Source organism: Psychrobacter sp. Cmf 22.2 (assembly GCF_001921745.1).
In the GTDB taxonomy this organism is placed as follows: Bacteria; Pseudomonadota; Gammaproteobacteria; order Pseudomonadales; family Moraxellaceae; genus Psychrobacter.
This window is the reverse complement of record NZ_MRYA01000003.1, coordinates 157,825-184,334: the sequence shown is the minus strand read 5'-3', so window position 1 is coordinate 184,334 and position 26,510 is coordinate 157,825. Positions and strand designations below refer to the sequence as shown.

The following is a 26,510-nucleotide window of genomic DNA, read 5'->3' as shown; positions in this document are numbered from 1 at the left end:
TACTTGATGTATGTAGTCTAGTTTAGATAATCAGCTTATTACGCTCATCTGGCATCGATTGTCTTTTTTATAGTTATTAGTATGCAAAACCTGATTTAACATCATGTTCTGCACATGACATATATAATAACCATCAGATGAAGCCGCAGTTTTATGTTGGAACAACTATGATGCTACCAAGTTAATCTAGCGAGCTATAGGGTTAGTTTGCAAGCAAATGATAGCGCTTTGTAAGCATAAGTAAGAAAGATTTATTATTACAACTGCCGATACTCACTATAAACCCAATATAGAATAATCAATATAGACTATTTACTTATCGTCCATCACGGTAAGCTTGTATTCTGAACAAAACAGACCCATCATTAAAGTGACCTTTCATTCTTTTATTTACTCCATTAAATATGCGAGTAAAACCCAAGCTATTAAAAAATAACACGTGTGTTTTACTAACTTGACCTTTATTGTCGTTGGATACTTCTATGACTACGATCGACCCAAATCTACATCTTATTGACTTTGATGCAACCGACCCTATTGACTTACAGATAAAAGTAACGGATGCAATTAAACAAGGTAATGACTTTTTAGATAAAGTTGCAGCATCAGCAGATAAAGAATCTAACACTATAAATGCTAAGCAAGCATTGAGCGATATCATCATGTTTGATCATATCAATTTAGCGTTGGATCGCAGCTGGGGTGTTTTGTCACATCTCAATAGTGTAATGAGCAACGACGAGATTCGTCACGTTCATCATGAGTTATTACCTAAACTCTCAGCTTATGGTACTCGCGTCGGTCAGCATCAACCATTATTTAATCGTTATCAGGCGATCGCTGACGATAAAGAATTCTTTGCAACGCTTGAGCCTGCTCGTGCGCGCGCTATTGAACTTGCCCTGCAAAGCTTTGAGTTATCAGGTGTGGCATTGCCAAAAGATAAGCAAGAGAAGTTTGCTGATATTCAAAGTACACTCTCAACACTGTCTGCGACTTTTTCTGATCATATTTTGGATGCCACCCAAGCCTTTGTGTTGCCATTACAACAAGAGCAATTAGCAGGCTTAACGACAAGTGGCTTGGCGCTATTGGCAGATGCTGGCGAGCAATACAAATCTCGCGAACTTGCTAATGGTACGCGTACGCAGGCTGAGATTGATGCGCTACCGACACCGTACTATGTAGCAACTTTGAACATACCTGTGTATTTGGCTGTCACGACCCATGCCGACGACCGCAAACTGCGTGAGACGCTATACCGCGCTTATGTCACCCGTGCTTCGGAGTTTGATCAGCATACCAATGCCAAAGGCGAGTCGCTAAATAACGCTGACATCATGAGTCAAATTCTACAACTGCGTGAACAAAAGGCTCAGCTATTAGGCTTTGAGAACTACGCTGAAATCTCGCTTTCGACTAAAATGGCCGACAGTGTCGCCGAAGTTGAGACCTTTTTACGGAATTTGGCGACCAAAGCCACCCCCACAGCTAAGCAAGATTTAGCCCAGTTACAAGAATGTGCCCGTGATTATAACATCACTGAGCTACAGCCATGGGACAGCGCTTATATTGCTGAAAAGGTAAAACAAAATAAATTTAGCTTATCGCAAGAAGAGATTCGTCCGTACTTCCCCTTACCGAAAGTTATTGACGGCCTCTTTGCTATCGTAGAACGTTTATACGGTATCACCGTGCAAGAACACAGCGAGTCGATATCGCGCTGGCATGAAGATGTGCGCTTTTATCAACTATTTGATGCTGATGACAACTTACTTGGCGGTTTTTACTTTGATTTGTTTGCCCGTAGTGGTAAGCGCGGTGGAGCGTGGATGAGTGGTTTTCAATCACGTTACAGCAACAAGGAGCAAGCATATCAGCAGTTACCAGTCTGCTTTATGGTTGGTAACTTTACCCCAGCGCTAGATGGTCAACCAAGTTTGCTCACTCATGATGAAGTATTAACCTTATTCCATGAGTTTGGTCATGGTCTACATCATTTATTGACGCAAGTAACGGTTGGTGATGTCGCAGGCGTAAACGGGGTTGAGTGGGATGCGGTCGAGCTGCCTAGCCAGTTTATGGAAAATTGGGCTTGGGAGAGCGATGGCATTGCACTTATTAGCAGTCATGTCGAGACAGGTGAGCCACTGCCAAAAGATAAGCTTGATGCGTTGTTGGCCGCCAAAAACTTCCAAAGTGGTATGCAGACATTGCGTCAAATTGAATTTGCATTGTTTGATTTATTGATTCATGCGCATACGCCAGCGCTTGATTATGCAGGTATTTTAGCGACCCTACAGGCAGTGCGCGATGACATCGCTATTATGGGAACCCCTGACTATAACCGCTTTGCCAATGGTTTTAGTCATATCTTTGCTGGCGGTTATGCAGCAGGTTATTACTCTTACAAATGGGCTGAGCTATTGTCTGCCGATGCGTTTAGTAAGTTTGAAGAAGACGGTATCTTTAATCCAATCACCGGTAAGGCGTTTCGTGAGACCATCTTATCTGTTGGCGGTAGCTTACCAGCAAAAACCAACTTCGAGAATTTCCGTGGCCGCAGTGCCAGTATTGATGCTTTACTACGTCATAGCGGCTTTGATGACACCGTTGCCAATACGGCGGCAAATGCCCAAACTACACGCGAGGTGAGCTGATGCGCTATCAATCAAACCGGCCAAAAAGACAATTTTTAGCAGGAGTACGTTGCCCCAAGTGTCAGGCATTAGACGCGATTGTACAAGTCAACATTGTGACACCTGTGCCTGATGAGTATATCGAATGTACTCAATGCGGTCATAGTGAGCATCGTCCTGACTCCGATGAAATCAGCGCAAAAAACCATCTTGAGGATCAGCTGATCCGTGATGCAACAATCACGGGGACTAGCGGTACAGTTAAGTTTAAAAATTAAACTTAGCGTCTTAAGACTTATTTACGCTCGTAAATTCGCTAAAGATTTAGACCTATACATGACAGTTGTACTTACCATTAGCCTATCTATTGATAGGCTTTTGTTTTTTAGTTTGCTATAGTATAAAAAACTGCCCTCGATACAAACTGGCCCTGGTATGACTTCTAAACAACCTTCACCTACTTTATCTAAAACAGCAACTAGCACTCGTTCAAAAAAACTCATAATGATGGCCTTATTATCGCTAGCTGTTGTTATCGCTTATTTTGTATGGGCACGCCCCCTATCAACAACGCCGACTCCCATAAAAGAGACAACAACAAAAACTGTGCCTTCTCAAGTTGATACGTTATCAAAAAACGTAGATAGCAATTCATCAGAAGCAGCAGGTGTTGTTAAAACTAATAATCCATCTTCACCCACTGAAAATACTGAGTCAATTGAGACGCAAGTAACTGATTCTGAAGTTATATTGAATGCCAAGTTACCAGAAACTGATACTTTAGCCAAAGAAGAGGTTGATCGCTTAGAAGATGAACGTCAACGCTTAATAGAACAAGAAAAACTGGCAGTTGAACAAGTACAAATGAATAAAAAATTAACCGACATGAAAGCTGAGCAAATTAAATTGCTTGAACAACAAATCGCCCAGCTAGAAGCTGCACAAACGACGACTCAGTAATATAAAACAGTTTATTAAAGATATAAGTAGCTAACCGTATGTCAGCCTATATAGACTGCTACTAAATGCCAGCTTGAATGCATATCACTTATCAAACTATTTATATTCAACCATTTATTTTTGGGGTATCTGTTGTGACCACTTTGCGTTTGACCCATGCCCCGATTCTAAATAGCAGCGCGCAGGTATTGATTTTGCCGGTTAATAATGCTGGTGTATTGCTAGATCCTATACTTATGCGGACGAAGACCTTGTATCCTGACAACTATCAACGCTATCTTCGCGCTTGTCGCGATAGCAGCCTAAAAGTGGGTAGTTGCCTACTGCATAAAAGGTTGCGCGAGTCGGCAGGTCTTGGTATTAGTAGCAATGGTAATCAGCCAAGTTATGTGGCTAATTTAATCATATCAGATCACCCCTACCATCCGGTCCGGTCACAGTGGCTCACTGCTGCACTCATTGATTTACGACAGCAGCTAATACCGTTAATACGTTACCAAGGTATACGCAGGATTGCCTTATTAGCACGACCGCTTCTCTTTACTCATTCACAGCGTCATACAGACAACGAACCTCCTACTTCAAATATGACTATTCTAGACTGGGATACAGAGACCTTACCCCTTCTCACTCAATATCTGCAAGATATACCAAAAGTTCGTATTGATATTCATCTTCCTAAAAGTATAACTGTCTGAACTTGTTAAATTTCCTAGTAAAATGTTTTTTCCTGTAGGTCTTAATAAGTATATTTATGTCGTGATATTGATTAAAAGGTCACTCCAGCCTAGTATCGAATGTGAGTGCCCTTAAGCATAAATATTTTTTAATTAACGACCTAAACAGGAGAATTAATTATGCCAAATAATAATTCTAGCAAAAATAACACTAAGAACGAAAACAACGATGCGGTAACAGCTGTAGAGGTTGTCAAAGACGATACCGTGGTATTTGAAGATGGTAATTTCGAAGAATATAACGCTGAGCATGACTACCAAGAGGATAAGGAGCAGGACAAGAAAACTCAAGACGATAAGACCAAAGACAAGCAAACCCAAGAAAAGAAAGTTGGCAGTGCTGCTAAAGATGATAAATCAGCAGCTAACAAGTCTAAAAGCCAAGACAAACCTGAAAGCTCTAGTAAAGCTAAAGATACTGACACTGATACTAAGTCAGACAACAAAGGCAAATCTGAAAGCGCTAGCAAAGATGCAGAGGCTGACAAAAATCAGAAGTCTGATAAAAAAGAAGCGTCTAAAAAAGACACTAAGGCTGAACAAGACGATCAGTCTGACAAAGCTGGCGATACTAACAAAGAAAGTAAATCTAGCCAAGAAGAGAAGACTAGCAAAAGTGACAAGTCTGACGACGCTGAAGAAAATAATGCCAACCAGCAAGACGACACCGAACAAAACGACGCTGATGCAAAAGAGCAGTCCGATGAGGATAGCAACTCTAATATGTCGATGGCAGGTCTATTCCAGTGGGCAAACAAGCTCAGAGAAGACTTTATGTCTGAAGCGATGGGCATGACTAATGGCGTTACCGGAAAGGCTACTGCTATGACGCTAGAGCGACTAATCGCTGTAGTAGATATGGAGCTTGCCGCCTTTGATAAAAGCGTAGAAGTTGCCAAAAAACTCATCGCAAATGTAGAAGAAGAGCGCAACAAAATCGCAAGCAGAAAAGAAAAATATCAAGATATGATTGATGATTTAAATCAAGAGTAAGCACTTTAAATCGTTAGTCTAAAGTTTAAGTAATCCAATGTTAGACGTTCATTTAAGCGTTTGGCATTGGATTTTTTTTGGCTGAGTAAACGCTTTGGCAAATGCTTATACGGGCATATTTGTACTTTTAATTTTACTACAAGCTTTTTTATTTTGAAAACACTGACCAGCCTGTTCTCTCTCCTAGTAGCTCTAACGCTTTAGTCCCAAGTTTTGAGTTGCCGACCGAATTTAGGCCAGGTGACCATACTGCAATTGCACCCTTACCTGGCGCTATCGCTAGAATACCGCCACCGACGCCGCTTTTGCCCGGCAGACCCACCTGATAGGCAAACTCCCCAGAGCCATCGTAGTGACCACACATCATCATTAATGAATTGATCCGCTTGGATTGCTGCGGGCTGATCACCTTTGCCCCTGTGGGTTGATTGATACCATTAGAGACCAAAAACAGGCCAGCACGGGCTAACTGCTCACAGCTCATTGCAATCGAGCATTGATGAAAGTAAGTATTAAGTATCTTATCGACATCATGCTGTAGATGTCCAAAAGACTTCATAAAGTGAGCGAGTGCGGCATTTCGATCTTCGTGGTCGATCTCAGATCTTGCCACTTTATAATCAAAACCGATCGAATCATCGTCTGCTATAAAGTGCACAAACTCTATAATCTCATCCAGTATCTCTTTTGGCTCGCGTCCCATCGTAATAGCATCCACTACCGCAATCGCCCCTGCATTGATAAAAGGATTACGCGGTCGGCCCGACTCATACTCGAGTATGGTAATGGAATTAAAGGGGTCACCTGAGGGTTCACGGCCGACATGATTCCAAAGTGTACTGCCAAGCTTACTAAGACCAATAGTTAGCGTAAATACTTTGGAGATACTTTGTATGGAGAACAGCGTACTGGCATCTCCAGCCGAGTATACTTGTCCATCAGGAGTCGCGACGGCGATACCAAACTGATTGGGATCGACATGCGCCAGCTGCGGGATATAATCTGCTACCTTTCCGCGGTCGGTCTCAAGTGCCATTTGGGCAGTAATGTCATCTAGAATTTGTTGCATCATAAAGGGGTAACCGTGTTTTTATTGAGTTTTCTGAATAGGCATGATTTTAACTGAATTTGGCAGGATAAGACGGAGAAATTATATTTTGCTATTATTCATCATGACACATAAAGTCTGATATAAGTAACTCCATTCTAGCGGTCTGTTTTGGGTAGTCTATTGATAGATTTAATAAGCAAAATAAATGTTTCCGTTGGAATATACCGATAACATACTGAACAATTAAGCCCCTTTTTTCGACCAAACACAATCACCATAAGTTGTTGAAGAAATATCAAACTATAGAGAAAATACTGAGCCTCTAGCCGACAGTTTACTTGGTACTGTGCCGCTCACACTCAAAATACCCCCTGACTACAAGGCTAAAAGGCTTCGAGCCAATCTTCCATTAGTTTATTGAATAAAGCCATTATGCTTGCTGGTCTAAAGCAATGACTGCCTGTTTCAACCAAGTACCCGCCTTACCTAAAGGTTTTTCTTTATGCCAAACCAACTCGACCGCAACTGGCCAACTGTGCTTATCAAAGTCCAGCTTTGGTGACACCAAAGAGCCATCTTTTAATGCGTCAAGAATAATATGCTCAGGCACCAACGCCCAACCAAGGTTACGTTGGACAAGCTCGATAATAACCCATTGACTCTCCACCCACCATACATCAGCAGCAACCCTTAAACGTGATTTTTCTTTACTCTCGTTTCGCGTTGCTACAATCAACTGACGATACCTTTTTAAGTCCTCCCAGCTTACCAATCTATTTGCTATTTCATGCTCGGGTGAGCAAACCATTTTAAGGGGAATCCAGCCTAAGGTATGAAAGCTAATAGCTGACGGTAAATCTTCTTGGCTCCACATAATGCCCAAATCTGCCCGCTTTTCTAAAATCAAACGACTGACGTCTTCCATGATGGGAAGAAGCAATTCTAACTCCACACTTGGAAATAAGTTATCAAATTCATCCAGCAATCTAGCCAGCCACTCTGATGGATAAAGATCGTCCACTGCAAGCACTAAACGGCTTTCGACCCCTTCGCTTAAGCTTTTGGCAACACCAAAAAAATGCTCACAGCGCTCTAAGATTAGATAAGCTTCAGCTAAGAGACGCTCACCTTCTTCAGTTAGCTTAGGATAACGACTATCTCGGCCAAATAAAACGTTATCCAAGTCGACTTCTAAATTAGCAACTGCCGCACTAACCGATGATTGAGCTTTGCCTAACCGACGTCCTGCTGCCGAAAACGACCCTGTTTCCACAGTCGCCACAAATGCTTGCAACTGATCTAAAGAAAAGTTCATGTATCGGTTTTTCCTATGGATAGTAACTTTGAACTATTATTTTAGCAGATACAATAGATTTAAATTAACAATATGAACTAATATTCTATAAGGATTGAACATGCGAACTCATAGAGATCGTATTCGTCACGCTGTTGGATTTGAAATAATTGCATTAATACTATCCATCCCAATTATGAGCTTCTTCTTTAATTTTGATATTAAGGATATCAGCGTTATTGCCATCACAGGCTCTATCATAGCAACCCTATGGAACTACGGATTCAATATTGCCTTTGATAAGGGGATGGTGAGATTTAAGCGCAGTACATTTAAGACGCCAGCGTTAAGGGTGCTTCATGTATTACTGTTTGAGAGTGGCCTGCTGATTCTATATCTGCCGATGGTCTCTTGGTATCTTGGCATTACTTTATGGCAAGCCTTTATTATGGATGCGTCATTGGTTGGATTTTATCTGGCTTATACCTTCTCTTATAACTGGGCTTATGACAAGATTTTCCCAATACCGTATTTTAACTATGAAAAAAATGAAGCGGTTTCTATATAGACTGCTTTATCTATCTACAAAACAACTTTCTAATTATTCAAAAACAAAAAAAACCGCCCTGACTGCTATTACTGACAGTTCAGAGCGGTTTTTTATATCAAACTAAGCTACTTATTCAGCAGTTGTCGTTGTACCCTGCTCAATACCTTTCATAGTCAACTTAATGCGACCAACATGAGATTACTCCAGTGCTCATCTTCTTTAACCAGTTCCATTAAACTCAAATAAAATTTAAGTATAGCTTATTGTACTCTACAAAGTTGAATTGTGGCTATTTCATCACTTCAACGGATAAATTTTTGAATCTAATAAATACTACTCGTAGACTATCAACTGATAAGTTAGGCTCAACCAACTCCCTCCTTCCTATCTTTTCATTAATGATCTATAAATAGTATTAAGCGTTACGTATTACTGGTTTCATTTATGTACATCCTAATCACGCTGATATACGTTTAGACAAGTGAACCTATAAGATACTTGGGCTATAACTTAGTAATTAATGCTTAACACAGAAGCCAACTACAAATTATTCTATAATGACTCCAATATGAAGGACTCATTTAAATTGATATCTGAGTAAAAAATACGTTTATTTATCTCTTAAAAGCCCTTCAATTATCCAATTTTGAAGGTTTAAATCACTCTCATGCCAATTTATATCTTTATCCCAATACCCTGCAGAGCGCTCAAGAAAATTCAACATAGGAAAGCCATAACTCATTTCTACAACTCTAATTTCATCATCTATACCGTGGATAAGGTCTATGGCTAACGACTGAGTTTGAAGTTTATCAGAAACGTTAAAAGCTAACTCTATATACCTTTTATCAATTTTTTCGTTATCAAAAACCAAATTCCCGCTTCCTGATGCTCTAAAATCGTTCTCTCTAACCATCCTCTTTAAAGCTACTGCTCTATTATCAATCACGACAACTCTAACATCAAAACCTTTGTTTTCTATAAAGTCTTGAAAATAAGCATAATCACGTTCAGGACTTTGTTTTTTAGCAAACTCACTATTAAAAACAAATCTTGTAACACCTTTTAAAACATTTGTTAACGAACCTACACTTAATGTATCTTTTCCACTCTTTCTAAGCGCTTCTTTTAAATACCCAACCCTATCTAGCTGAGGGAATCCCTTTCCAAAAGACTTGTTTATAAACTTAACTGCGTCCGATTTTGATCTCGCCAACTTAACATTACTAGATCCTGCACCTCGAGTTAGTTTGAAAACTTTGGGATAGCTAGTATTCTTTGCCCATTTCTTCGCTTGTTTCTTATCATAAAAAATATAGCTAGGAACTATTGGTATACCAGCAGCTTCAAGAAGATACTTCTGAGCGACCTTATTATCAAAATGCCAGTTTGTTTTAAAATCAGGAAAAACCCTTAATCCTGAATGTTCTATAGCAAAAAGGATATTTTTAGCAGCGAGAACATCCTTGATTTGGGAATGATGATGATGCCACATGAAAACATCATAACCTTTTAATTGTTCTATAATATCAGTATCAAAAGCATTAACTAACTTATAATCAATATTTTTATTTTTGCAATATTCAATCCAACGATCGGAAAAACTCCCTGGTCTATGATGAATAGCTACTTTCATTTATATTTTCCTTAAAAAAATCATTGAATATTTTAAAAAACGGAGTCAATAGATTCTGCTTTTCTTAAAAAAGAAGTCATTAAAACACAAAATTGAATTAATAGCACAATTGACACCGTATTAATGAAGCAAAATTATTGGTGTGATATGGTTGATGTGATATCCAAATTAATTGTATATCGTAAAATTAAGTACATCTTAAATAGACACCAAAACGTAAGTTGCTTTAACATAATGCGGTACATTTTGAGTACTAGATTTTAATAGCATTGGATAGCAGTTTAACAGCCATTATGAAGCCCGTACTCAAAAATAAAGACAGCAACATCTTGATGTTATTAAAAATATTTTAAAAGAATAGCGAAAACTACTACAAAAAAATTGATAATTAACACACATTCTAATATTACGAGTAATCTATCTAACTATAAAACACTATATAGATAGAATCAAACAATATGTTGCAATCCGAATATAAGACAAAAATTTAGAAAAACACTTATTTATTACTTAGATAAAACCAATAAAATATTGAAATCAAAACTTATGATTCAACCAAAAAGTCCATAACCACTATTATAACGATGCTGATGGCAAATTAAAGAAGACTCAATCTATTTTAGAAAATATTACTACATGTGGACCACAAAGTATATTGTCATTATGTCAATAGCTAGATCTATTGTTACGTATAGCGCACAGCCAGAGACTAATATCCTTACTAAGAAACTAAATGCATTTGATAAAAGTAATATTTAACTATTTAGTAACATTAAAGAGATAAAAAAAACGCCCTGACTGCTATTACTAACATTTTAGAGCGGTTCTTTTACATCAAACTAAACTATCTATTCAGCAGCTGCATCCTGCTCTACCCCTTTCATAGTCAACTTAATGCGACCACGGTTATCGACGTCTTGAACAAATACATTAACGGTCTGACCTTCTTTTAGATAGTCAGACACATTCTCTACGCGCTCTTCTGCGATTTGTGAAATATGTACTAAGCCATCCGTGTTTGGCAAGACGTTAACGAACGCGCCAAAGTCAACGATACGAGCGACTGTACCTTCGTAAGTTTTACCAACTTCAACTTCGGCCGTCAATGCTTCGATTTTACCGATAGCAGCTTTAGTTGCCGCTTTGTTCTCACCAAAGATACGAATCGTACCAGCATCATCAATATCGATAACCGCGCCAGTCTCTTCTGTGAGCTGACGAATCATCGCGCCGCCTTTACCGATGACATCACGAATCTTGTCAGGATTGATTTCGATAACCGCGTAGTTCGGTGCATGAGCGTTGATTTCAGTACGGCTCTCTGGCAATACCTGGTTCATCGCATCTAAGATATGGATACGACCAGCATGAGCTTGTTTTAACGCTTGCTCCATGATATCAGGCGTAATACCTTCGATTTTGATATCCATCTGAAGCGCAGTAATACCATCCTTAGAACCAGCGACTTTAAAGTCCATATCGCCAAGATGATCTTCATCGCCTAAGATGTCTGATAGAACAGCAAAACGCTCGCCTTCTTTAACCAGACCCATTGCGATACCAGCCACAGGTGCTTTTAGCGGTACACCAGCATCCATCAATGCCAAACTTGCACCACAAACAGACGCCATAGAAGAGGAGCCATTTGATTCAGTGATTTCTGATACTACGCGGATGACATACGGGAAGCGCTCGCTGTCCGGTAGCATCGCCTGTACACCGCGACGTGCTAAGCGACCATGACCGATTTCACGGCGTTTTGGGATACCTTCACGGCCTGTTTCGCCCACTGAGAAATGCGGGAAGTTATAGTGCAACATGAAATGATCGCGAATAGTGCCACTTAACGAATCAATCATATTGACGTCACGGCTGTTGCCCAAAGTAGTCGTTACCAATGCTTGGGTCTCACCGCGAGTAAATAACGCTGAACCATGAGTATATGGCAATACACCTACTTGTACATCTAACGCACGAACCGTCTCAAGATCACGACCGTCAATACGCGGCTTACCAGATAAGATATTGTCACGCACTGTACGGTACTTAAGATCGTTATAGATCTCTTTTAGTTCAGATACGTTATCATTGTATGATTCTGACTCTACATCGCCTGCTAACGCGTCAATAGCAGCGTTTTTGATTTCATCAAGCTTTGTGTAGCGGTCTTGCTTACTAGTAATGGTATAAGCATCAGCCACTTGCTCGCCAAACTGCTCTCTCATGCTAGATTCTAGCGTTTCATTATGCTTAGGTGCTACAAACTGTTGCTTGGCAGTACCGACTTCTTCTGCCATCGAAGTAATGTTATCTATGACGATTTGCTGCTGTTCATGACCGTACAGTACAGCACCAAGCATTTGATCTTCTGACAGCTCTGCCGCTTCAGACTCTACCATCAATACTGCAGACTTTGTACCAGCTACGACTAGGTCGAGATCACTCTCTGTAAGCTGCTCAAGCGTTGGGTTTAGTACGTATTCACCATTGATAAAACCAACACGGGCTGCCGCGACAGGTCCGTTAAATGGCGCATCAGAGATAGCTAACGCTGCTGAGGCACCGATTAGGGCAGCGATATCTGCAGATTGAGTTTTGTCTGATGACACGACTGTCGCTGTGATTTGAATTTCGTTGACATAACCTTCAGGGAATAATGGACGGATTGGACGATCAATCAGACGCGAAGTTAGAGTTTCAAACTCACTAGCACGGCCTTCACGTTTACCGTAAGCACCTGGGATTTTACCCGCTGCATACATTTTTTCTTGATAGTTTACCGTTAATGGAAAGAAGTTTTGGCCATCTTTGGCTTCAGACTTTACTACCGCTGCCACCAATACTGAAACACCGCCCATATGGACCATAATTGAGTTAGCTTGGCGGGCAACACGGCCAGTTTCAAGGACGACTTTTTGGTCGCCATATTGAAATTCACGTTTAATAGTATTAAACATTGTCGAATTTGTCATATATTTTTCCTAATGTTGAATGACGAAAACAATATTAATTGCATATGCATTCTAATATTGGTCATTAAGTGTTCTGTCGTAATTTGATGTACTGATAAATTGTATTTACAATCCTATTGCGGATCATATACTTATCAACGGTACTACTGTATTTTCTTTATTATTCAAATTTGGTTTTTATAGCCATTGGTCATGATAATCTCTAATAGAAACTTACACCAATTTTACATTTCCATCTCTACGTAGATTATGCCATACAACCTACTAATATTCAGAGAAAGGCTATAGAATAAATACTGTGACTTGACCCATTATAAAATTGCACAATGCACTATTTTACAGTGATTTATGAGCATTGACCAATTAAATACAAAACTGAACGTTCTTTTGGTCAAAAGATGGACTATCAAGTACTGATAATATCTGGCCTTTACTAAATTTCCATAAAAAAGCGGTGTGAAACTATTCCACACCGCTTTTTTATTACTTACATATTATGTCAATAACAATCAATTGTTTTTCTCAAAACTTAAAAGGCATTTTTAAAATCATATTGCAAATTAATCACACCTTTTCACCTAATTGCTATTTATATAATAGACGTTAAATTAACGACGTAGACCCAACTGTTTGATGACAGTCGTATAACGACCAAGGTCTTTGCCTTTTAAATAATCAAGTAGTTTACGGCGAGTATTAACCATACGAATAAGACCACGACGGCTATGATGATCCGCTTTGTGCTCTTTAAAATGGTTTTGTAAATCGTTAATACGAGCACTCAATAAAGCGATTTGTACTTCTGGTGAACCCGTATCGTTTTCGCTACGCTGGTATTGAGCAATGATTTGTTCGCGATCAGTATTGGTTAGCATAAATATCTCCGGCAATGCTAAAAGCTCAAAGATGTACTTGGAATTAAGCCACCTTCAAAGCATTAGAATAATAACTAAAATAGCTTTATCGTCATTCAGGACAACCCTGCATTACTAGAGTAGACCTAGCGTACGATAAGCTCAGTAGATAGTAACAACTATTTAGAGATAGGTTAGAGTGACAATATACTGTACAAATCAATTCCGTAATTAGAATGAAGGCAAAGTATGTTGGCTTATCTAAAATCCTAAATAAATGTGGCAGCAATTATAACAAAAAACTGCTGAACTCGCAGCAGTTTTTCATATTAGTTTTTCATTGAATTAATGCTTATTAAACATACTAGATGTTAGGGATAATGAGATAAATACCTACTCTTAGCTATTTATTTTTGGTGTCGTCTTGAGTTGCGTTACCACCAAGCTCATTGTCGTCTAAAGGAGCAGTCGTTGCTTCTGCTAAGCTATCTGGAATATTATCTTCGCTAGGATTGATGTCTTCTGCAAGTTTCTCAATTTTCTGTTCTTGTTTGTCCATATTTTGCTTTGATTTATTCATGATATCTCCCTTAAACCATTTAATAATAATGAGTACTAACCATCGCTTGGTTAATACTCATGGTGCAGAATTCATTTAACAACGCTATATTGAGCTACAAAAAGCTCTAGTTATCATCTTTAGCATTTTCTAAGTTATCTGCAATACGATCTGCTGCAGCTTCAGTATCCTCAGTATGATTGTCTTCAGTTTGGCTCTTAAGTGCTGCAGTTGCTGACTCAGAACGTTGTTGTTCAATTTTGGTATCGTTTGGATTAGGATTGGCCATAATAGTTTCCTTAGTTAATGTAATTTTAGTTTTAAACAAAAATGCTTACTGTCTATTTTCTAAAGTAGTTAATCGATTAAGATAATGCTTTATCAATAGCTTCAACGAAGTTATCAATGTCATCTGGATTACGAGAAGTAATTAAATTACCATCTACTTGTACCGTTTCATCGATAAAATTTGCACCAGCATTTTCTAAATCTGTTTGCAATGAATGATAAGCGGTTAGGTTTTTTCCCTTTGCGATGCCAGTATTAATAAGTACCCAAGGCGCATGGCAAATGACTGCTAATGGCTTTCCTGCCTCATACACAGCATTGATAATACTGTGAGCTTCTTTATTGCCGCGGATAGTATCCGCGTTTACAGTCCCACCTGGCAGCACTAAAGCATCGTATTCATCAGCTTTTGCCTCATTGGCGAAAATATCAGCAGTAAAAGTATCGCCTTTATTGACGTCCTGATTCATGGCTTGAACTTCTTTATCTTTGTTAGTTGTAATCAAGATCGTTTTATAACCTTTCTCTTTTAATTGGTTATTGACGTCTTCATACTCAGCTTGCTCAAAATTGTTATGTAGTAAAAAAGCGATGGTTTTCATACTATTCCTTATCTTGATAATTGTGAGTTTATACAAGCGAATTGGCTATTAACCATAATTTCCTAACTATTTATTATTATTAAATACTTGTTATTATTGGCTGTCTGCTAATTTTAATCAGCTCTGACGCTTTACTAGTACAACGTTTCCTGTTGAAAATATTTTTTATTATGTTCCTTGTAAAAAGCGTCTTCTATCGTCCTTTTTTATTATTGGTTTGAATTTTTATTGTTATCCTTCAGTTTATAATTTTAATTATTAAGCCGTCTCACTTTCCCTAGCTGACTTAATCAATGTACAAAAAAAACAGGCTTCACCATAGGCGAAACCTGCAATAAAATGTGACGATATGTGATTAGTGTAAACTGTTAGTAAGTCATTCAATGATTATCTATGAAGTACTTTAGAAAAGTAACATTAACGTTGAATTAACTTCTTTGGCTGCAAGCGCCCATTGAGGCTAACAGCGCCTAAACCCAAGAATTGACCTTGCTCATTTATTAAACGAATATCTATCGGTATTTCATGCTCTGGTATTTGCGTATTGCCAGAGCCATTAGATTCCTCGTGAGTAACTTTATCGCTATTAAATGATAGCTTGTTACTAACTTTGTCTAAAATATAACCCCTAAGCTCATCCGTCAATTGTGCAAATACGTTTAAGCGTTGACCCATATGAATGCGTTTACATTGCTCAGCTGTCAACATCAGCGTCATATTTATATCGATGCACGCATCCACTGGCATCAACTGTGTTTGGCGACTATCCAACGCTTGTGCTTCTAGTGCCGGTAAGGTAACTGCATTAACAATATCAAACTTGCCAACTTTTAAGCGCCGCAGTGCTGACAGATGTCCTAATGTCCCCATTGCCTTAGCGATATCTTCACCAAGTACGCGTACGTAAGTGCCTTTGGTACAAGTAACTATCAACTGTATTTTTTCATTATCAAGCGCTTTTAAATCAATAGTCTTGATTTCAATGTCTCTTGGTGAACGCTCTACTTCGATACCAGCTCGTGCATATTCATAAAGTTTTTTGCCATCTTTTTTTAGCGCAGAATACATCGGTGGTATTTGCTGCTGAGCGCCCAAAAACTGCTGTGCGATTTTCCCTAACTCTGCCTCATCAAACTTTGGCACAGGCATTGTCTTAACAATCTGGCCCTCTGCATCACCAGTATCAGTCTGACTACCAAGTAAAATAGTCGCTTGATAAGTTTTATCCGCATCCAATTGATAGTGGCTAAATTTTGTGGCTTCACCTAAACAGACAGGTAACAAACCAGTTGCCATGGGATCAAGCGTACCAGTATGACCCGCTTTTTTACTATTATGGTTTGGTGATTTAAAAAGATATTTTACTTTTGATACCACTTGCTGTGATGTCATGCCATAAGGCTTATCGATTAAGATAACCCCTGAGACTTTTACCTTATCAGTTTGCTTAGGTGGAATAGACATAATATTGGCTTACTCGTCATTCTCGTTTTGTTCAGTTTTACTGACGGCTTGATTAATCAAGTCCATCATGTAATTGCCACGCGCAGTTACTTCATCATAATGAAAACGCAAACGTGGCGTAGTACGCGTTTTTAAACTATGGCTAAGCTCAGTACGTAAAAAACCTGCCGCTTTATTAAGAACTTCTATGCTTTGCTCATGATTGGTTTTAGTCATGGCGTCGTTGAGCTCAGGCTCCATAATAGTGACGTAGACATCAGCATAACCCAAGTCTGGACTTACTTTGACACTAGAGATAGTCACAAAACCTGTCAGACGTGGATCATTAACCTCATCCCGAATAAGCACTGCAAGCTCACGCTGTATCTGATCTGATAAGCGTTGTAGACGTTGATTCATTTTATTATCCTATTTTAAAACTAATTTAGTGACGGCTTTTAGGAGCAGAAATATACGATAAAAAAGGCCTACCAGGATAATCCTGTTAGACCTAAATACATCATTATATCAATACTCTAAGATTTACTGAATGAAAATGCAATACGATTAAATTGTACGTTCAAACTGTTGAATTTCAAAGACTTCAATCTTATCGCCAGCTTCGACATCGTAACCACGAACTGCAAGGCCACATTCCATACCAGTACGTACTTCATTAACGTCTTCTTTGTAACGACGTAGTGACTGTAATTGTCCAGTGAAGATGACCTTATCATCACGTAATACGCGAATTGGCTTATTACGATAAATAGTCCCTTCAACCACCATACAACCAGCAGCAGCACCGAATTTGCTAGAACGGAATACTTCACGAACTTCAGCAATACCAAGAATCTTCTCGCGATGTTCAGGAGCAAGCAATCCACTCATTGCAGCTTTTACATCATCAATCAAGCCATAGATAACGCTGTAATAACGAATATCCATATTAGCCGTATCAGCTTTACGGCGTGCTGTTGCATCTGCACGAACGTTGAAGCCTAATAATACAGCTTCACTTGACTCTGCAAGTGTGACATCAGACTCAGAGATTGGACCAACCCCTGAACTAATCACTCTAACTTTGACTTCATCAGTTGAAAGCTCATTTAAAGCAGCAAGCAAGGCTTCGAGTGAACCACGAACATCAGTCTTTAGTACAATATTTAAGAATGACACATCGCCTTGTTCCATCTGATCGAACATGCTTTCTAAACGCATGGCATTTTGACGTTCAAGTTGACGCTCACGCTCACGATTGGTTCTAAAGTCTGCTACTTCACGTGCTTTTTTCTCATCGGTCACGACTAAGAATTCACTACCAGCTGCTGGAGTTTCAGGTAAGCCCAAGATTTCGACCGGTATAGACGGACCAGCTGACTTGATACGCTGACCGCGCTCATCTGTCATCGCGCGGACTTTACCATAGTGCTCGCCAGCTAACACTAAATCACCTTGCTTAAGTGTCCCTTTTTTGACCAATACACTAACAACAGGACCACGACCTTTTTCAAGTTTTGATTCAATGACCACACCTTGGGCAGCACCGTCTAGTGGCGCTTCTAGCTCCATTAGTTCAGCTTGTAAGCTAATATATTCTAGAAGATCATCGATACCTTCACCTGTCTTAGCTGAAATACGTGCCATTGGTGTATCACCGCCCCAATCTTCTGAGACAACTTCTTTTGTAGTTAACTCATTAAGGACGCGATCAGGATCTGCACCTGGCTTATCCATTTTATTGATGGCTACGATCAAAGGTGTACCAGCAGCGCGTGCGTGGTCGATTGCTTCTTCCGTTTGCGGCATCATACCATCGTCAGCTGCTACAACTAAGACTACGATATCAGTAGCTTGAGCACCGCGAGAACGCATGGCACTAAATGCGGCATGGCCTGGAGTATCAAGGAAGGTGATAACGCCGCGATCAGTTTCTACGTGATAGGCACCGATATGTTGAGTAATACCGCCTGCTTCACCTGTGGCAACTTTTGTTTCGCGAATCTTATCAAGTAATGATGTCTTACCGTGGTCAACGTGACCCATGATAGTGACTACTGGTGGACGCGCTTGTATGTTACTACTACGCTCGTCAACAGCATCATGAAGATCATCTTCAACTTTGGTATCACTAACGGGCACTGGGTTGTGCCCCATCTCTTCAACGATCAGACTGGCTGTTGCTTGGTCAATCGTATCTGACTCTCGTGCCATCTCACCCATTTTCATAAGGAGTTTCGTGACTTCGCGAGCTTTAACCGCCATGCGTTGAGCCAAATCTGCAACAGTAATATGTTCACTAATCTCTACATCATAAACAATCTTTTCGACAGGCTTTTCAAACTTATGTTGCGCAGCTTGAGAAGATCGTAAACCGTTTTTAGTGTTTTTGATTTCACGTTCACTTTGATTTTTGCGACGGCGACCACGAGTACCTGTACTGTTTGCTCCTCGTTTGATCTCACGACGCTCTTTTTCAAAAGACTCTTCTAATGCGTCTCCAACCAAACCTTCAGCCAGTGGCTCGTCCTTGCGAACTTCAGTCACAGGCTCACGATCAGTATACTTACCAGCCATCTTACGCATTTGCTCGAGTGTACGTTTTTGTGCTTCTTCAGCTTGTACGCGACGAGTTTCGCTCTCAATTTGACGCAGACGTTCTTCTTCTTTCTCACGTGCTTCGCGAACTTTACGTTCAGCAGCTGTTTCAGTTTTTGGCTTGGTAGCAGCGACCTTTTTCTTCTCTTTCTCTTTTTCTTTAGGTTTGACTTCAACGCTAGCTTTACCACCTTTTTTGACTACGACTGAAGTAGAAACTTCTTCGTTTTTACCGTCAGAGCTTTTACTCGAACCCAGACTCGCTCGCATAGCAGCTAGGGTAGCTGCTTGACGCTCTTCTGCTTTTTTCTTAGACGCCTCGCGTTCTTCTGCCTCTTTAGCAGCACGTGCTTGTGCTTCAATCATTGCTTGTTCACGTGCAGCCAATTCTTCCGCCATTTTTTCTGGGTTTGGCTTATCGAACACTTTCTTTTTACGTACTTCAACGTTGATGCTCTTAGATTTACCCGAAGAACCAGTCACGCGCGCAGTACTGGTCGTCTTAGATTTAAGACTAATACGACGCTTCTCTTGCTGCCCATGACTTTGTTTTAAGTACGTCACCAATTTTTCTTGCTCAAGTTCGGTGACTGAGTCATCCTCCCCGCGAGCAGGTAGCCCAGCATCCTGTAGTTGCTGTTGTACAGCACCAACGGTTTTGCCTACCATTTCTGCCAGTTCTTTGACGGTCTTATCTGCCATTTATTATCACCTACTGTCTATTATTTGCTATTTGTTCAATTCAGTTGTTGGCTACAAATGATTGCGTTTTGACCAATATAGATAATATTTAACATAACTAATTATTATATAAGCATACTAAATACTAATCTTTTATCAGCCTTTCATTATTAATAGCATACCACCAAAAGACAGCGATATGCAGTTAACACCTATTCATCGAACCAAGATTCCCGAGCCTTCATGATAAGCTTACCTGCTGTTTCAGCATCTAAGCCTTCAATATCTTCTAAGTCAAAAACTGCTTGTTCAGCCAGATCGTCAACGGTAATGATGTCTTTTTGGGCCATTTTGTAAGCCCAGCTGACCGTCATACCTTCAAGATCTTGCAGCTCTTGACTTGGCTCTTTCATGTTTTGTTGTTTAAATAATTCATCTGCAATGACTACTTCTTTAGCACGTTCTTGAATCATGTCAATTGCTTCATCGTCTAACCCTTCAATATCGTAGAAAGTCTCGACTGGTACATACGCTACTTCTTCAATACTGGTAAAGCCTATATCAACCAAAGCTTGAGCAAGGTCTTGATCCACTTCTAAACGCTCATAGAACAATTCAATAAATGCTTTACTTTCGTTTTCCTGACGCTGTTGATACTCTGCTTCTAGCATCATGTTTAACTTATAACCAGTCAATTCTGAGGCCAAACGTACGTTTTGTCCTTGTGAACCGATGGCACGTGCAAGCTGATCATTGGTACTAAAGATAATATCTGCTGTTTGGGTGTCTTCATCTAAGATGATACTACTAACATCGGCAGGCTCAAGCGCACTAATAATGTATTGGGCAGGATCATCGGACCATACCACGACATCAATACGTTCTCCATCAAGCTCTTGCTGTACTGCCTGAATACGTGTGCCACGCATACCAATACAAGCACCCACTGGATCAATACGATGATCATTGGTTTTAACAGATATTTTAGCACGAGTACCTGGCAGACGAGCGACATTACGAATTTCGATAATTTGCTCAGCAATCTCAGGTACTTCTTTTTGCATCAACGCTGAAAGCATCTCAGGATGCGTACGCGACAATAATAGCTGTGCACCACGGTTTTCACGATTCACATGATACAAAATAGCATTGATGCGAGCTTTAACACGTAACTGCTCACGTGGCAACATATGATCACGCGCTAAATACCCTTCTGCATTGTCGCCCAAATCGATAATATAGCCGTCACGCGTCTGCTTTTTAACTTCGCCATACATCATTTCACCAATACGTGGCTCAAAAGCATCTGCTACTAACGCACGCTCAGCTTCACGAATTTTTTGGATAATAACCTGCTTTGCTTGAGTAGCTGCAATACGTCCAAATTCGATCGACTCAATCTGCTCTTCTTTTACATCTCCGATTGACCACTCTTCTTGATCAAGGTCAGTAATAGCAAGCTGACAAGCTGGCATTTCATGATCTTCGTCTGCAACCACAGTCCAATAACGATAAGTATCATAATCACCAGTGGTACGATCAATAGCCACTCGTACTGCCACTTCTGGCTGTTCGGTATATACTTTTTTCTTAGTCGATACTACTAAAGCGTCTTCTATAGCTTCAAATATATCTTCAGGGTTTAGGCCTTTTTCATTACTGACGGTTTCGACTACCGTTAAGATTTCACGACTCATGCTATACCAGTCCTATACTTACTTAAATTTTATAATTTGTGTATTGGCGTTATGTTGCTAAAGTAAACCATACGTTATTTAACGTTTTGAACAATCTATGATTATTAGGCGCAGTTATCAACAGTGATATTTAAATTTTGCTGCAACACTAAATATCTTCAAAAACAAGATTCGCTTTATCAATATTACTAAAAGCAATTTCAAACTGTTCGTTATCAGTAGCAGTAAGATTCAATGAGGTCGTACCCATACTATCTAAGTTACCTGTTACTTTTCGTCGTTTTTTGTCACCTTGTCCTATCGCTTGGATCAAACGTAAGCTAACCGTTTGACCAATGTAGTCTCGCATTTGCTCTTCTGAGAAGAACGCACGATCAAACCCAGGCGATGACACTTCTAAAATATACTCACCAGCAATAGGATCATGTACTTCAAGAATACCACTCACTTGATGATTAACTGCTGCACAGTCCTCAATAGTTACCTGTTTATCTTGTGCTTGCTCTTCTGGTAATGACTCAATATAAATACGTAATAATGAGCGACGTCCTTGTGGTACAAACTCTACGCCCCACAAAGCCACATCACATGCTGCTACTGCAGGAGCGATAATATTGGTCAATTCTTCAACTTTGGTAGAAAGTTTCATAATTCGTTTATAGTTTCCTATTTGCTTGTGTACAGAGCTTAAGCGTCTTTTTGTATATTTTATGAAGAACGTCTAAGAATTACACTATAATCGTTGTATCTTTTATTATCTAAAATGCATAGCTTTGTACAGTGAATCTAAACACTGTATTGTCTTATATTTATAGAGCAATACAAATTATAGACGTTAGTGTAAGACTCTGCATTCTAATAGAATACATGCAGCCAGATTATCACTGAGAGAGTATGAAATAAAAGGTATTAGCGCTTATAAATCGCGGCACAATTAACCGATATTACCTTACTCTATAAGGATAGAGCTTAGCATAAGTAGGATAAATACCGAGATAACACAGACTCTCAGATACAAAAAAACCCACAAACATAATGGTGGGCTTATTGCAACTGACAATTTAGTGTACAAAAATCAGTATTGAAAGTGGTAGCGGGGGCTGGATTTGAACCAACGACCTTCGGGTTATGAGCCCGACGAGCTACCAGACTGCTCCACCCCGCATCAATTTAGAATGCACATTATAGGTAAGTTTTATAGACCTGTCAATCTTTATTTAAAATAATTATAAAATAAAAATCTCATCTCTATAATAATAGTCAACTTACATACCACGTGCTGTAAAAAAGTTGGTGCGATTGGGGGGACTTGAACCCCCACAGCTTGCGCTACCACCCCCTCAAGATGGCGTGTCTACCAATTCCACCACAATCGCTTATCGTTGTTTGTAACGACAACTTCTTTTACTTCTCTATTTTTAGCCAGCTTACTCTTAATGCCATGAGGATAGTAATCGCGAGTAAATATCGCTGTGTAAAAACAGACGAGCATTGTAAAACTAACCCAAAGAAATAGCAAGGCCGACTATAAAAAACTTGCCTACGACTACTCATTGCAAGCCAAGTTTTCATAAATCAACTTATTATTCAGGATTTTGTGTCAAGGGACGCGGCGTTTGCGGAGCTGAGACCGGAGCATCTAGACGAAATTGATCTTCAGCCTGTTCACGCGCATTTACAGCAAGAATCATACTGGTTATGAAGAAAATAACAGTCAGTACTGCAGTAGCACGCGTCAAAAAGTTTGCCGTGCCTGCTGCACCAAAAACCGTGCCAGAAGAGCCAGCACCAAAAGAGGCTCCAGCGTCTGCCCCTTTGCCATGCTGTATCAAAATCAAGCCAATCATGGCAATCGCCACGATGATATGCAGGGCTAATATAAACGTAAACATGGTGGCCTCTTTTGCCGACGAATAACGAAAGTTAACTCTTACTATTTAGTACTAAAATCATAGCACCATAATAAGATGCAACTGTAATAAGAATAAATAAGGCGCATTGTACACGATTGCAAGGGCACTGTTAAACCCACTTTTAATGACTGATAAAAGCTTTCTGCCTAATACATAATCTGAGTAAATAAACTTAGTAGCTAATTATTATAAAGTCTCTTTATTTTTAGCTTGCTCAAAAGCATGAGCAATCGCCAAAAAGCTATCTGCTTTTAATGATGCACCGCCAACCAATGCACCGTCTATCATAGGACTGGCTGCAAAGCTATCAGCATTATCTGTGTTAACGCTACCGCCGTATAAAACCATCATCGCAGGTAGCGTCGTATCAAAACTGGCGACTGTCTCTTTAATATGCTGATGAGTAGCTTCTACTTCCATCACTGTAGGAACCTTGCCTGTGCCAATCGCCCAAACGGGTTCATAAGCGATAATCAAACGCTCCGCTAATCTCTGCACAAGCTCAGGCGCTTGTTCCTTACTCTTGATAAGTAAGTCCTTTATTACGGCTAACTGATCGTCTAATACACTAAAAGTTTGCTTATTATCGTACTGAGTTTGAGTTTCGCCAATACAGTACACCACACCCAAGCCTTGCGTAAACGCATGACTTAATTTGTCTAACAGTGTCTCATGAGACTCTTGATGATATTGACGGCGCTCAGAGTGCCCTAGTATCGTCCATGTCGCGCCTGCATCAACGACTTGCTGCGCTGAGCAATCTCCAGTATATGCTCCACTACTGTCACTAAGCGCACTGATGTCTTGGGCAGCAGTCAGTATAGAGGTATTTTGCAAGCGTGCGCTCACACTTGCTAGATGTATGCAGCTAGGCGCTACCATCAACTGACAAACATTACTGGTATTGTCATCAGCAACAGCCGTCAATAATGTGTCTAATAGTGCATCAACGTCTTTAGTCGTTGCTGGATTTTGTTTCCAGTTTCCAATTACCCAAGCTTGCATGGCTTATCTACCTTCTATCATTTGTCGTTGTCAATATGGCTGATATGCGCGTAAGTATAGCAAAAATTTCTTCGATGCTGTTATAAGTGTCGTTATCGTGCCATAACCTACCACTTCTTATTCTCATATAAGCTTTTTTATTCTTTATGGACTAAATGACAAACTGTCATGTTTCTTGCATATATACATTAATAGCCTATTAAACCAAAGTATAAGTCACGACTTATAAGCTTGCTTTGCTTATTAATAACGAATCAAAAAATCAAATAACTTTAAGACTAAAACTTATATATTTGCCATATATGCAGTATTAAGGAGAGAGGTTAATGTCTACTACATTTGGCGGTTTAGCACAACAGCTAACTCATGCAGGTATCGTGAGCGAAGCAAACATGCAAACTGCACAGACTGAATCAAAGCAGCAGCAGCTCAGTCTTGTATCGTATTTAGTAGAGCATAATATGGCCAATGCCTATCAACTTGCTCAATTGATGTCGCAGTCTTTTGGCGATCCGTTGTTTGACCTTAATGTCCTCAGTGACGATGTTATCCCAAAAGATTTGGTAGACGAAAAGATTGTCCGTAAGTTTAATGCGTTGCCTATCTTTAATCGCGGACAGCGACTATTCGTGGCTTTAAGCGACCCTACTCGTATTGATGCCATAGATGCCATTGCCTTTAACTCTCGTCTATCAGTTGAGACAGTGGTAGTCGAAGAAGACAAGCTTAAAAAACGTATCGATAGTGTATATGCAGACACTATGCAAAGTTTTGACAGTTTCGCTGATAGCGACTTAAGCGTCGATTTTGAAGATACCGAGGAGGGTGACAGCGGTGAAACCACGCTTGCCGACGGTGTGGATGAAGCCCCTGTTGTGAAGTTTGTGAATAAAATGCTGGTAGATGCCATTCGTATGGGAGCGTCTGATCTGCATTTTGAACCCTATGAGAAGTCTTATCGCGTGCGTTTTCGCGTCGATGGTGTGATGGAAAAAATAGCAAATCCACCCGTCCAACTAGCAGGAAAGATTGCCGCTCGTCTTAAAGTTATGTCGCAAATGGATATCTCAGAGCGGCGAATACCCCAAGACGGCCGTATTAAGCTCAAACTATCTAAGAATAAAGCGATTGATTTCCGAGTGAACTCGTTGCCAACCCTATTTGGTGAAAAAGTCGTACTACGTATTCTAGATCCTTCAGCGGCAAAGCTTGGCATCGATGCTTTAGGCTATGAGCCTGATCAAAAAGAGATGTTTTTAGAAGCACTCCATAAACCGCAGGGTATGCTACTGATTACTGGCCCTACAGGCTCAGGTAAAACGGTATCGTTGTACACAGGTATCAATATTTTAAATACTGGAGCAACCAACATTTCTACAGCAGAAGATCCTGTTGAAATTAATCTTGAGGGCATTAATCAGGTTAATGTCAACTCAAAAGTAGGTCTGACATTCTCTAATGCTCTAAAGTCGTTTTTGCGTCAAGATCCAGACATCGTCATGGTTGGTGAGATTCGTGATCTTGAGACGGCTGAGATTGCCATTAAAGCGGCACAGACTGGTCATATGGTGCTCTCAACGCTCCATACCAATTCAGCGCCTGAAACCCTGACTCGATTGCGGAATATGGGCGTTGCATCCTTTAATATTGCCACCTCTGTCAACTTAGTTATTGCTCAGCGATTGGCACGACGCTTGTGCAAAAACTGTAAGGTCGCTCTTAACGTACCAAGACAGAGCTTACTTGAGCTTGGCTTTACTGATGCTGACTTAGATGATCCAAACCACAGTATTTATGAACCTGTTGGTTGTAACGAGTGCCGCGAAGGCTACAAAGGCCGTGTTGGTATTTATGAAGTCATGAAAGTCGACTCAAATATCTCACGTATCATTATGGAGGACGGTAATGCCATCGATATTAAAGACGCCGCGCTCAAAAACGGTTTTCGTGATTTGCGACGTTCAGGCATTTTAAAAGTGCTCCAAGGTGTCACTAGCATACAAGAGATGATGCGAGTTACTTCTGAATAATAGTAAGT

The 26,510-nt window shown here is 40.0% G+C and carries 22 protein-coding genes and 2 tRNA genes; 7 read left to right on the top strand and 17 right to left on the bottom strand.

All coding sequences use genetic code 11. The features are described from left to right. The first annotated feature begins 482 nt into the window (after positions 1 to 482). From BTV98_RS07570 to BTV98_RS07545, 5 genes are all read left to right on the top strand, one after another. Positions 483 to 2,660: a M3 family metallopeptidase gene (locus BTV98_RS07570; RefSeq protein WP_075103321.1), complete on the top strand. Its 2,178-nt coding sequence runs from the start codon at positions 483 to 485 to the stop codon at positions 2,658 to 2,660. Further along, positions 2,660 to 2,917 carry a YheV family putative metal-binding protein gene (locus BTV98_RS07565; protein ID WP_058367864.1) on the top strand — a complete coding sequence of 86 codons (258 nt, stop codon included), beginning with the start codon at positions 2,660 to 2,662 and terminating at the stop codon, positions 2,915 to 2,917. The genes BTV98_RS07570 and BTV98_RS07565 overlap by 1 nt, the downstream gene beginning before the upstream one ends. Before the next feature lie 157 nt (positions 2,918 to 3,074). Next, positions 3,075 to 3,599: a hypothetical protein gene (locus BTV98_RS07555; protein ID WP_143505692.1), complete on the top strand. Its 525-nt coding sequence runs from the start codon at positions 3,075 to 3,077 to the stop codon at positions 3,597 to 3,599. 77 nt (positions 3,600 to 3,676) lie between these two features. Further along, the gene (locus BTV98_RS07550; RefSeq protein WP_227511670.1) at positions 3,677 to 4,297 is read left to right on the top strand and encodes a hypothetical protein; all 621 of its coding nucleotides are present in this window, start codon (positions 3,677 to 3,679) and stop codon (positions 4,295 to 4,297) included. Positions 4,298 to 4,456: 159 nt separating this feature from the next. Then, a complete protein-coding gene (locus tag BTV98_RS07545) occupies positions 4,457 to 5,329 on the top strand; it encodes a hypothetical protein (protein WP_058367861.1) in 873 nt (290 codons plus the stop codon). A gap of 148 nt (positions 5,330 to 5,477) precedes the next feature. On the opposite strand, the gene BTV98_RS07540 is transcribed toward BTV98_RS07545, so the two are convergent. Both BTV98_RS07540 and BTV98_RS07535 read right to left on the bottom strand, forming a co-directional pair. Next, positions 5,478 to 6,401: a glutaminase gene (locus BTV98_RS07540; RefSeq protein ID WP_256713868.1), complete on the bottom strand. Its 924-nt coding sequence runs from the start codon at positions 6,399 to 6,401 to the stop codon at positions 5,478 to 5,480. Between the two features lie 409 nt (positions 6,402 to 6,810). Then, positions 6,811 to 7,695 (bottom strand): LysR family transcriptional regulator, encoded by an 885-nt coding sequence (locus BTV98_RS07535; RefSeq protein ID WP_058367860.1) that lies wholly within the window; start codon positions 7,693 to 7,695, stop codon positions 6,811 to 6,813. Between the two features lie 100 nt (positions 7,696 to 7,795). On the opposite strand from BTV98_RS07535, the gene BTV98_RS07530 reads away from it, so the two are divergent. Further along, the gene (locus BTV98_RS07530) at positions 7,796 to 8,242 is read left to right on the top strand and encodes a PACE efflux transporter (protein ID WP_058367859.1); all 447 of its coding nucleotides are present in this window, start codon (positions 7,796 to 7,798) and stop codon (positions 8,240 to 8,242) included. Between the two features lie 592 nt (positions 8,243 to 8,834). On the opposite strand, the gene BTV98_RS07525 is transcribed toward BTV98_RS07530, so the two are convergent. The 15 genes from BTV98_RS07525 to tpiA all read right to left on the bottom strand — a co-directional run bounded on the left by BTV98_RS07525 (position 8,835) and on the right by tpiA (position 24,472). Continuing rightward, positions 8,835 to 9,860, bottom strand: coding sequence for a RimK family alpha-L-glutamate ligase (locus BTV98_RS07525; RefSeq protein WP_058367858.1), 1,026 nt, complete (start codon positions 9,858 to 9,860; stop codon positions 8,835 to 8,837). Between the two features lie 848 nt (positions 9,861 to 10,708). After that, a complete protein-coding gene (gene pnp, locus BTV98_RS07520) occupies positions 10,709 to 12,817 on the bottom strand; it encodes a polyribonucleotide nucleotidyltransferase (RefSeq protein WP_075103402.1) in 2,109 nt (702 codons plus the stop codon). A 623-nt stretch (positions 12,818 to 13,440) separates the two neighbouring features. Continuing rightward, positions 13,441 to 13,707, bottom strand: coding sequence for a 30S ribosomal protein S15 (gene rpsO / locus BTV98_RS07515; protein ID WP_075103320.1), 267 nt, complete (start codon positions 13,705 to 13,707; stop codon positions 13,441 to 13,443). 382 nt (positions 13,708 to 14,089) lie between these two features. Next, positions 14,090 to 14,266: a hypothetical protein gene (locus BTV98_RS13645; protein ID WP_178379368.1), complete on the bottom strand. Its 177-nt coding sequence runs from the start codon at positions 14,264 to 14,266 to the stop codon at positions 14,090 to 14,092. 106 nt (positions 14,267 to 14,372) lie between these two features. Continuing rightward, positions 14,373 to 14,534, bottom strand: coding sequence for a hypothetical protein (locus BTV98_RS13640; protein WP_156410048.1), 162 nt, complete (start codon positions 14,532 to 14,534; stop codon positions 14,373 to 14,375). A 76-nt stretch (positions 14,535 to 14,610) separates the two neighbouring features. Next, positions 14,611 to 15,135, bottom strand: a complete 525-nt coding sequence (locus tag BTV98_RS07510; RefSeq protein ID WP_058367857.1) for a type 1 glutamine amidotransferase domain-containing protein — start codon at positions 15,133 to 15,135, stop codon at positions 14,611 to 14,613. A 417-nt stretch (positions 15,136 to 15,552) separates the two neighbouring features. Beyond that, entirely contained in the window at positions 15,553 to 16,599 is a 1,047-nt protein-coding gene (gene truB / locus BTV98_RS07505; protein ID WP_058367856.1) for a tRNA pseudouridine(55) synthase TruB, read from the bottom strand. Positions 16,600 to 16,608: 9 nt separating this feature from the next. After that, on the bottom strand, positions 16,609 to 16,998 hold the full coding sequence (locus BTV98_RS07500) for a ribosome-binding factor A (protein WP_058367855.1): 390 nt from the start codon (positions 16,996 to 16,998) through the stop codon (positions 16,609 to 16,611). Between the two features lie 147 nt (positions 16,999 to 17,145). Continuing rightward, positions 17,146 to 19,878, bottom strand: coding sequence for a translation initiation factor IF-2 (infB, locus tag BTV98_RS07495; protein ID WP_058367854.1), 2,733 nt, complete (start codon positions 19,876 to 19,878; stop codon positions 17,146 to 17,148). 191 nt (positions 19,879 to 20,069) lie between these two features. Next, the gene (gene nusA / locus BTV98_RS07490; protein WP_058367853.1) at positions 20,070 to 21,554 is read right to left on the bottom strand and encodes a transcription termination factor NusA; all 1,485 of its coding nucleotides are present in this window, start codon (positions 21,552 to 21,554) and stop codon (positions 20,070 to 20,072) included. Between the two features lie 148 nt (positions 21,555 to 21,702). Further along, positions 21,703 to 22,203 carry a ribosome maturation factor RimP gene (gene rimP, locus BTV98_RS07485; protein WP_058367852.1) on the bottom strand — a complete coding sequence of 167 codons (501 nt, stop codon included), beginning with the start codon at positions 22,201 to 22,203 and terminating at the stop codon, positions 21,703 to 21,705. Positions 22,204 to 22,642: 439 nt separating this feature from the next. Then, positions 22,643 to 22,719, bottom strand: a tRNA-Met gene (locus BTV98_RS07480). Positions 22,720 to 22,845: 126 nt separating this feature from the next. Beyond that, positions 22,846 to 22,930: transfer RNA gene (locus tag BTV98_RS07475), tRNA-Leu, on the bottom strand. 207 nt (positions 22,931 to 23,137) lie between these two features. Continuing rightward, positions 23,138 to 23,446, bottom strand: a complete 309-nt coding sequence (secG, locus tag BTV98_RS07470; protein ID WP_058367851.1) for a preprotein translocase subunit SecG — start codon at positions 23,444 to 23,446, stop codon at positions 23,138 to 23,140. 207 nt (positions 23,447 to 23,653) lie between these two features. Beyond that, entirely contained in the window at positions 23,654 to 24,472 is an 819-nt protein-coding gene (gene tpiA / locus BTV98_RS07465) for a triose-phosphate isomerase (protein WP_058367850.1), read from the bottom strand. 326 nt (positions 24,473 to 24,798) lie between these two features. On the opposite strand from tpiA, the gene pilB reads away from it, so the two are divergent. After that, positions 24,799 to 26,502, top strand: coding sequence for a type IV-A pilus assembly ATPase PilB (pilB, locus tag BTV98_RS07460; RefSeq protein ID WP_075103319.1), 1,704 nt, complete (start codon positions 24,799 to 24,801; stop codon positions 26,500 to 26,502). Positions 26,503 to 26,510: the final 8 nt, after the last annotated feature.

Bases quoted from the DNA above. Each gene is read 5' to 3' on its own strand.
- BTV98_RS07510 (WP_058367857.1), bottom strand. From the start codon at position 15,135: ATGAAAACCATCGCTTTTTTACTACATAACAATTTTGAGCAAGCTGAG.
- BTV98_RS07545 (WP_058367861.1), top strand. From the start codon at position 4,457: ATGCCAAATAATAATTCTAGCAAAAATAACACTAAGAACGAAAACAAC.
- secG (WP_058367851.1), bottom strand. From the start codon at position 23,446: ATGTTTACGTTTATATTAGCCCTGCATATCATCGTGGCGATTGCCATG.
- BTV98_RS07530 (WP_058367859.1), top strand. From the start codon at position 7,796: ATGCGAACTCATAGAGATCGTATTCGTCACGCTGTTGGATTTGAAATA.
- BTV98_RS07555 (WP_143505692.1), top strand. From the start codon at position 3,075: ATGACTTCTAAACAACCTTCACCTACTTTATCTAAAACAGCAACTAGC.
- pnp (WP_075103402.1), bottom strand. From the start codon at position 12,817: ATGTTTAATACTATTAAACGTGAATTTCAATATGGCGACCAAAAAGTC.
- tpiA (WP_058367850.1), bottom strand. From the start codon at position 24,472: ATGCAAGCTTGGGTAATTGGAAACTGGAAACAAAATCCAGCAACGACT.
- BTV98_RS07570 (WP_075103321.1), top strand. From the start codon at position 483: ATGACTACGATCGACCCAAATCTACATCTTATTGACTTTGATGCAACC.
- rimP (WP_058367852.1), bottom strand. From the start codon at position 22,203: ATGAAACTTTCTACCAAAGTTGAAGAATTGACCAATATTATCGCTCCT.
- infB (WP_058367854.1), bottom strand. From the start codon at position 19,878: ATGGCAGATAAGACCGTCAAAGAACTGGCAGAAATGGTAGGCAAAACC.
- BTV98_RS07540 (WP_256713868.1), bottom strand. From the start codon at position 6,401: ATGATGCAACAAATTCTAGATGACATTACTGCCCAAATGGCACTTGAG.
- BTV98_RS07525 (WP_058367858.1), bottom strand. From the start codon at position 9,860: ATGAAAGTAGCTATTCATCATAGACCAGGGAGTTTTTCCGATCGTTGG.
- BTV98_RS07550 (WP_227511670.1), top strand. From the start codon at position 3,677: ATGCATATCACTTATCAAACTATTTATATTCAACCATTTATTTTTGGG.
- rpsO (WP_075103320.1), bottom strand. From the start codon at position 13,707: ATGCTAACCAATACTGATCGCGAACAAATCATTGCTCAATACCAGCGT.
- BTV98_RS07500 (WP_058367855.1), bottom strand. From the start codon at position 16,998: ATGAATCAACGTCTACAACGCTTATCAGATCAGATACAGCGTGAGCTT.
- pilB (WP_075103319.1), top strand. From the start codon at position 24,799: ATGTCTACTACATTTGGCGGTTTAGCACAACAGCTAACTCATGCAGGT.
- BTV98_RS07565 (WP_058367864.1), top strand. From the start codon at position 2,660: ATGCGCTATCAATCAAACCGGCCAAAAAGACAATTTTTAGCAGGAGTA.
- nusA (WP_058367853.1), bottom strand. From the start codon at position 21,554: ATGAGTCGTGAAATCTTAACGGTAGTCGAAACCGTCAGTAATGAAAAA.
- BTV98_RS07535 (WP_058367860.1), bottom strand. From the start codon at position 7,695: ATGAACTTTTCTTTAGATCAGTTGCAAGCATTTGTGGCGACTGTGGAA.
- BTV98_RS13645 (WP_178379368.1), bottom strand. From the start codon at position 14,266: ATGAATAAATCAAAGCAAAATATGGACAAACAAGAACAGAAAATTGAG.
- BTV98_RS13640 (WP_156410048.1), bottom strand. From the start codon at position 14,534: ATGGCCAATCCTAATCCAAACGATACCAAAATTGAACAACAACGTTCT.
- truB (WP_058367856.1), bottom strand. From the start codon at position 16,599: ATGTCTATTCCACCTAAGCAAACTGATAAGGTAAAAGTCTCAGGGGTT.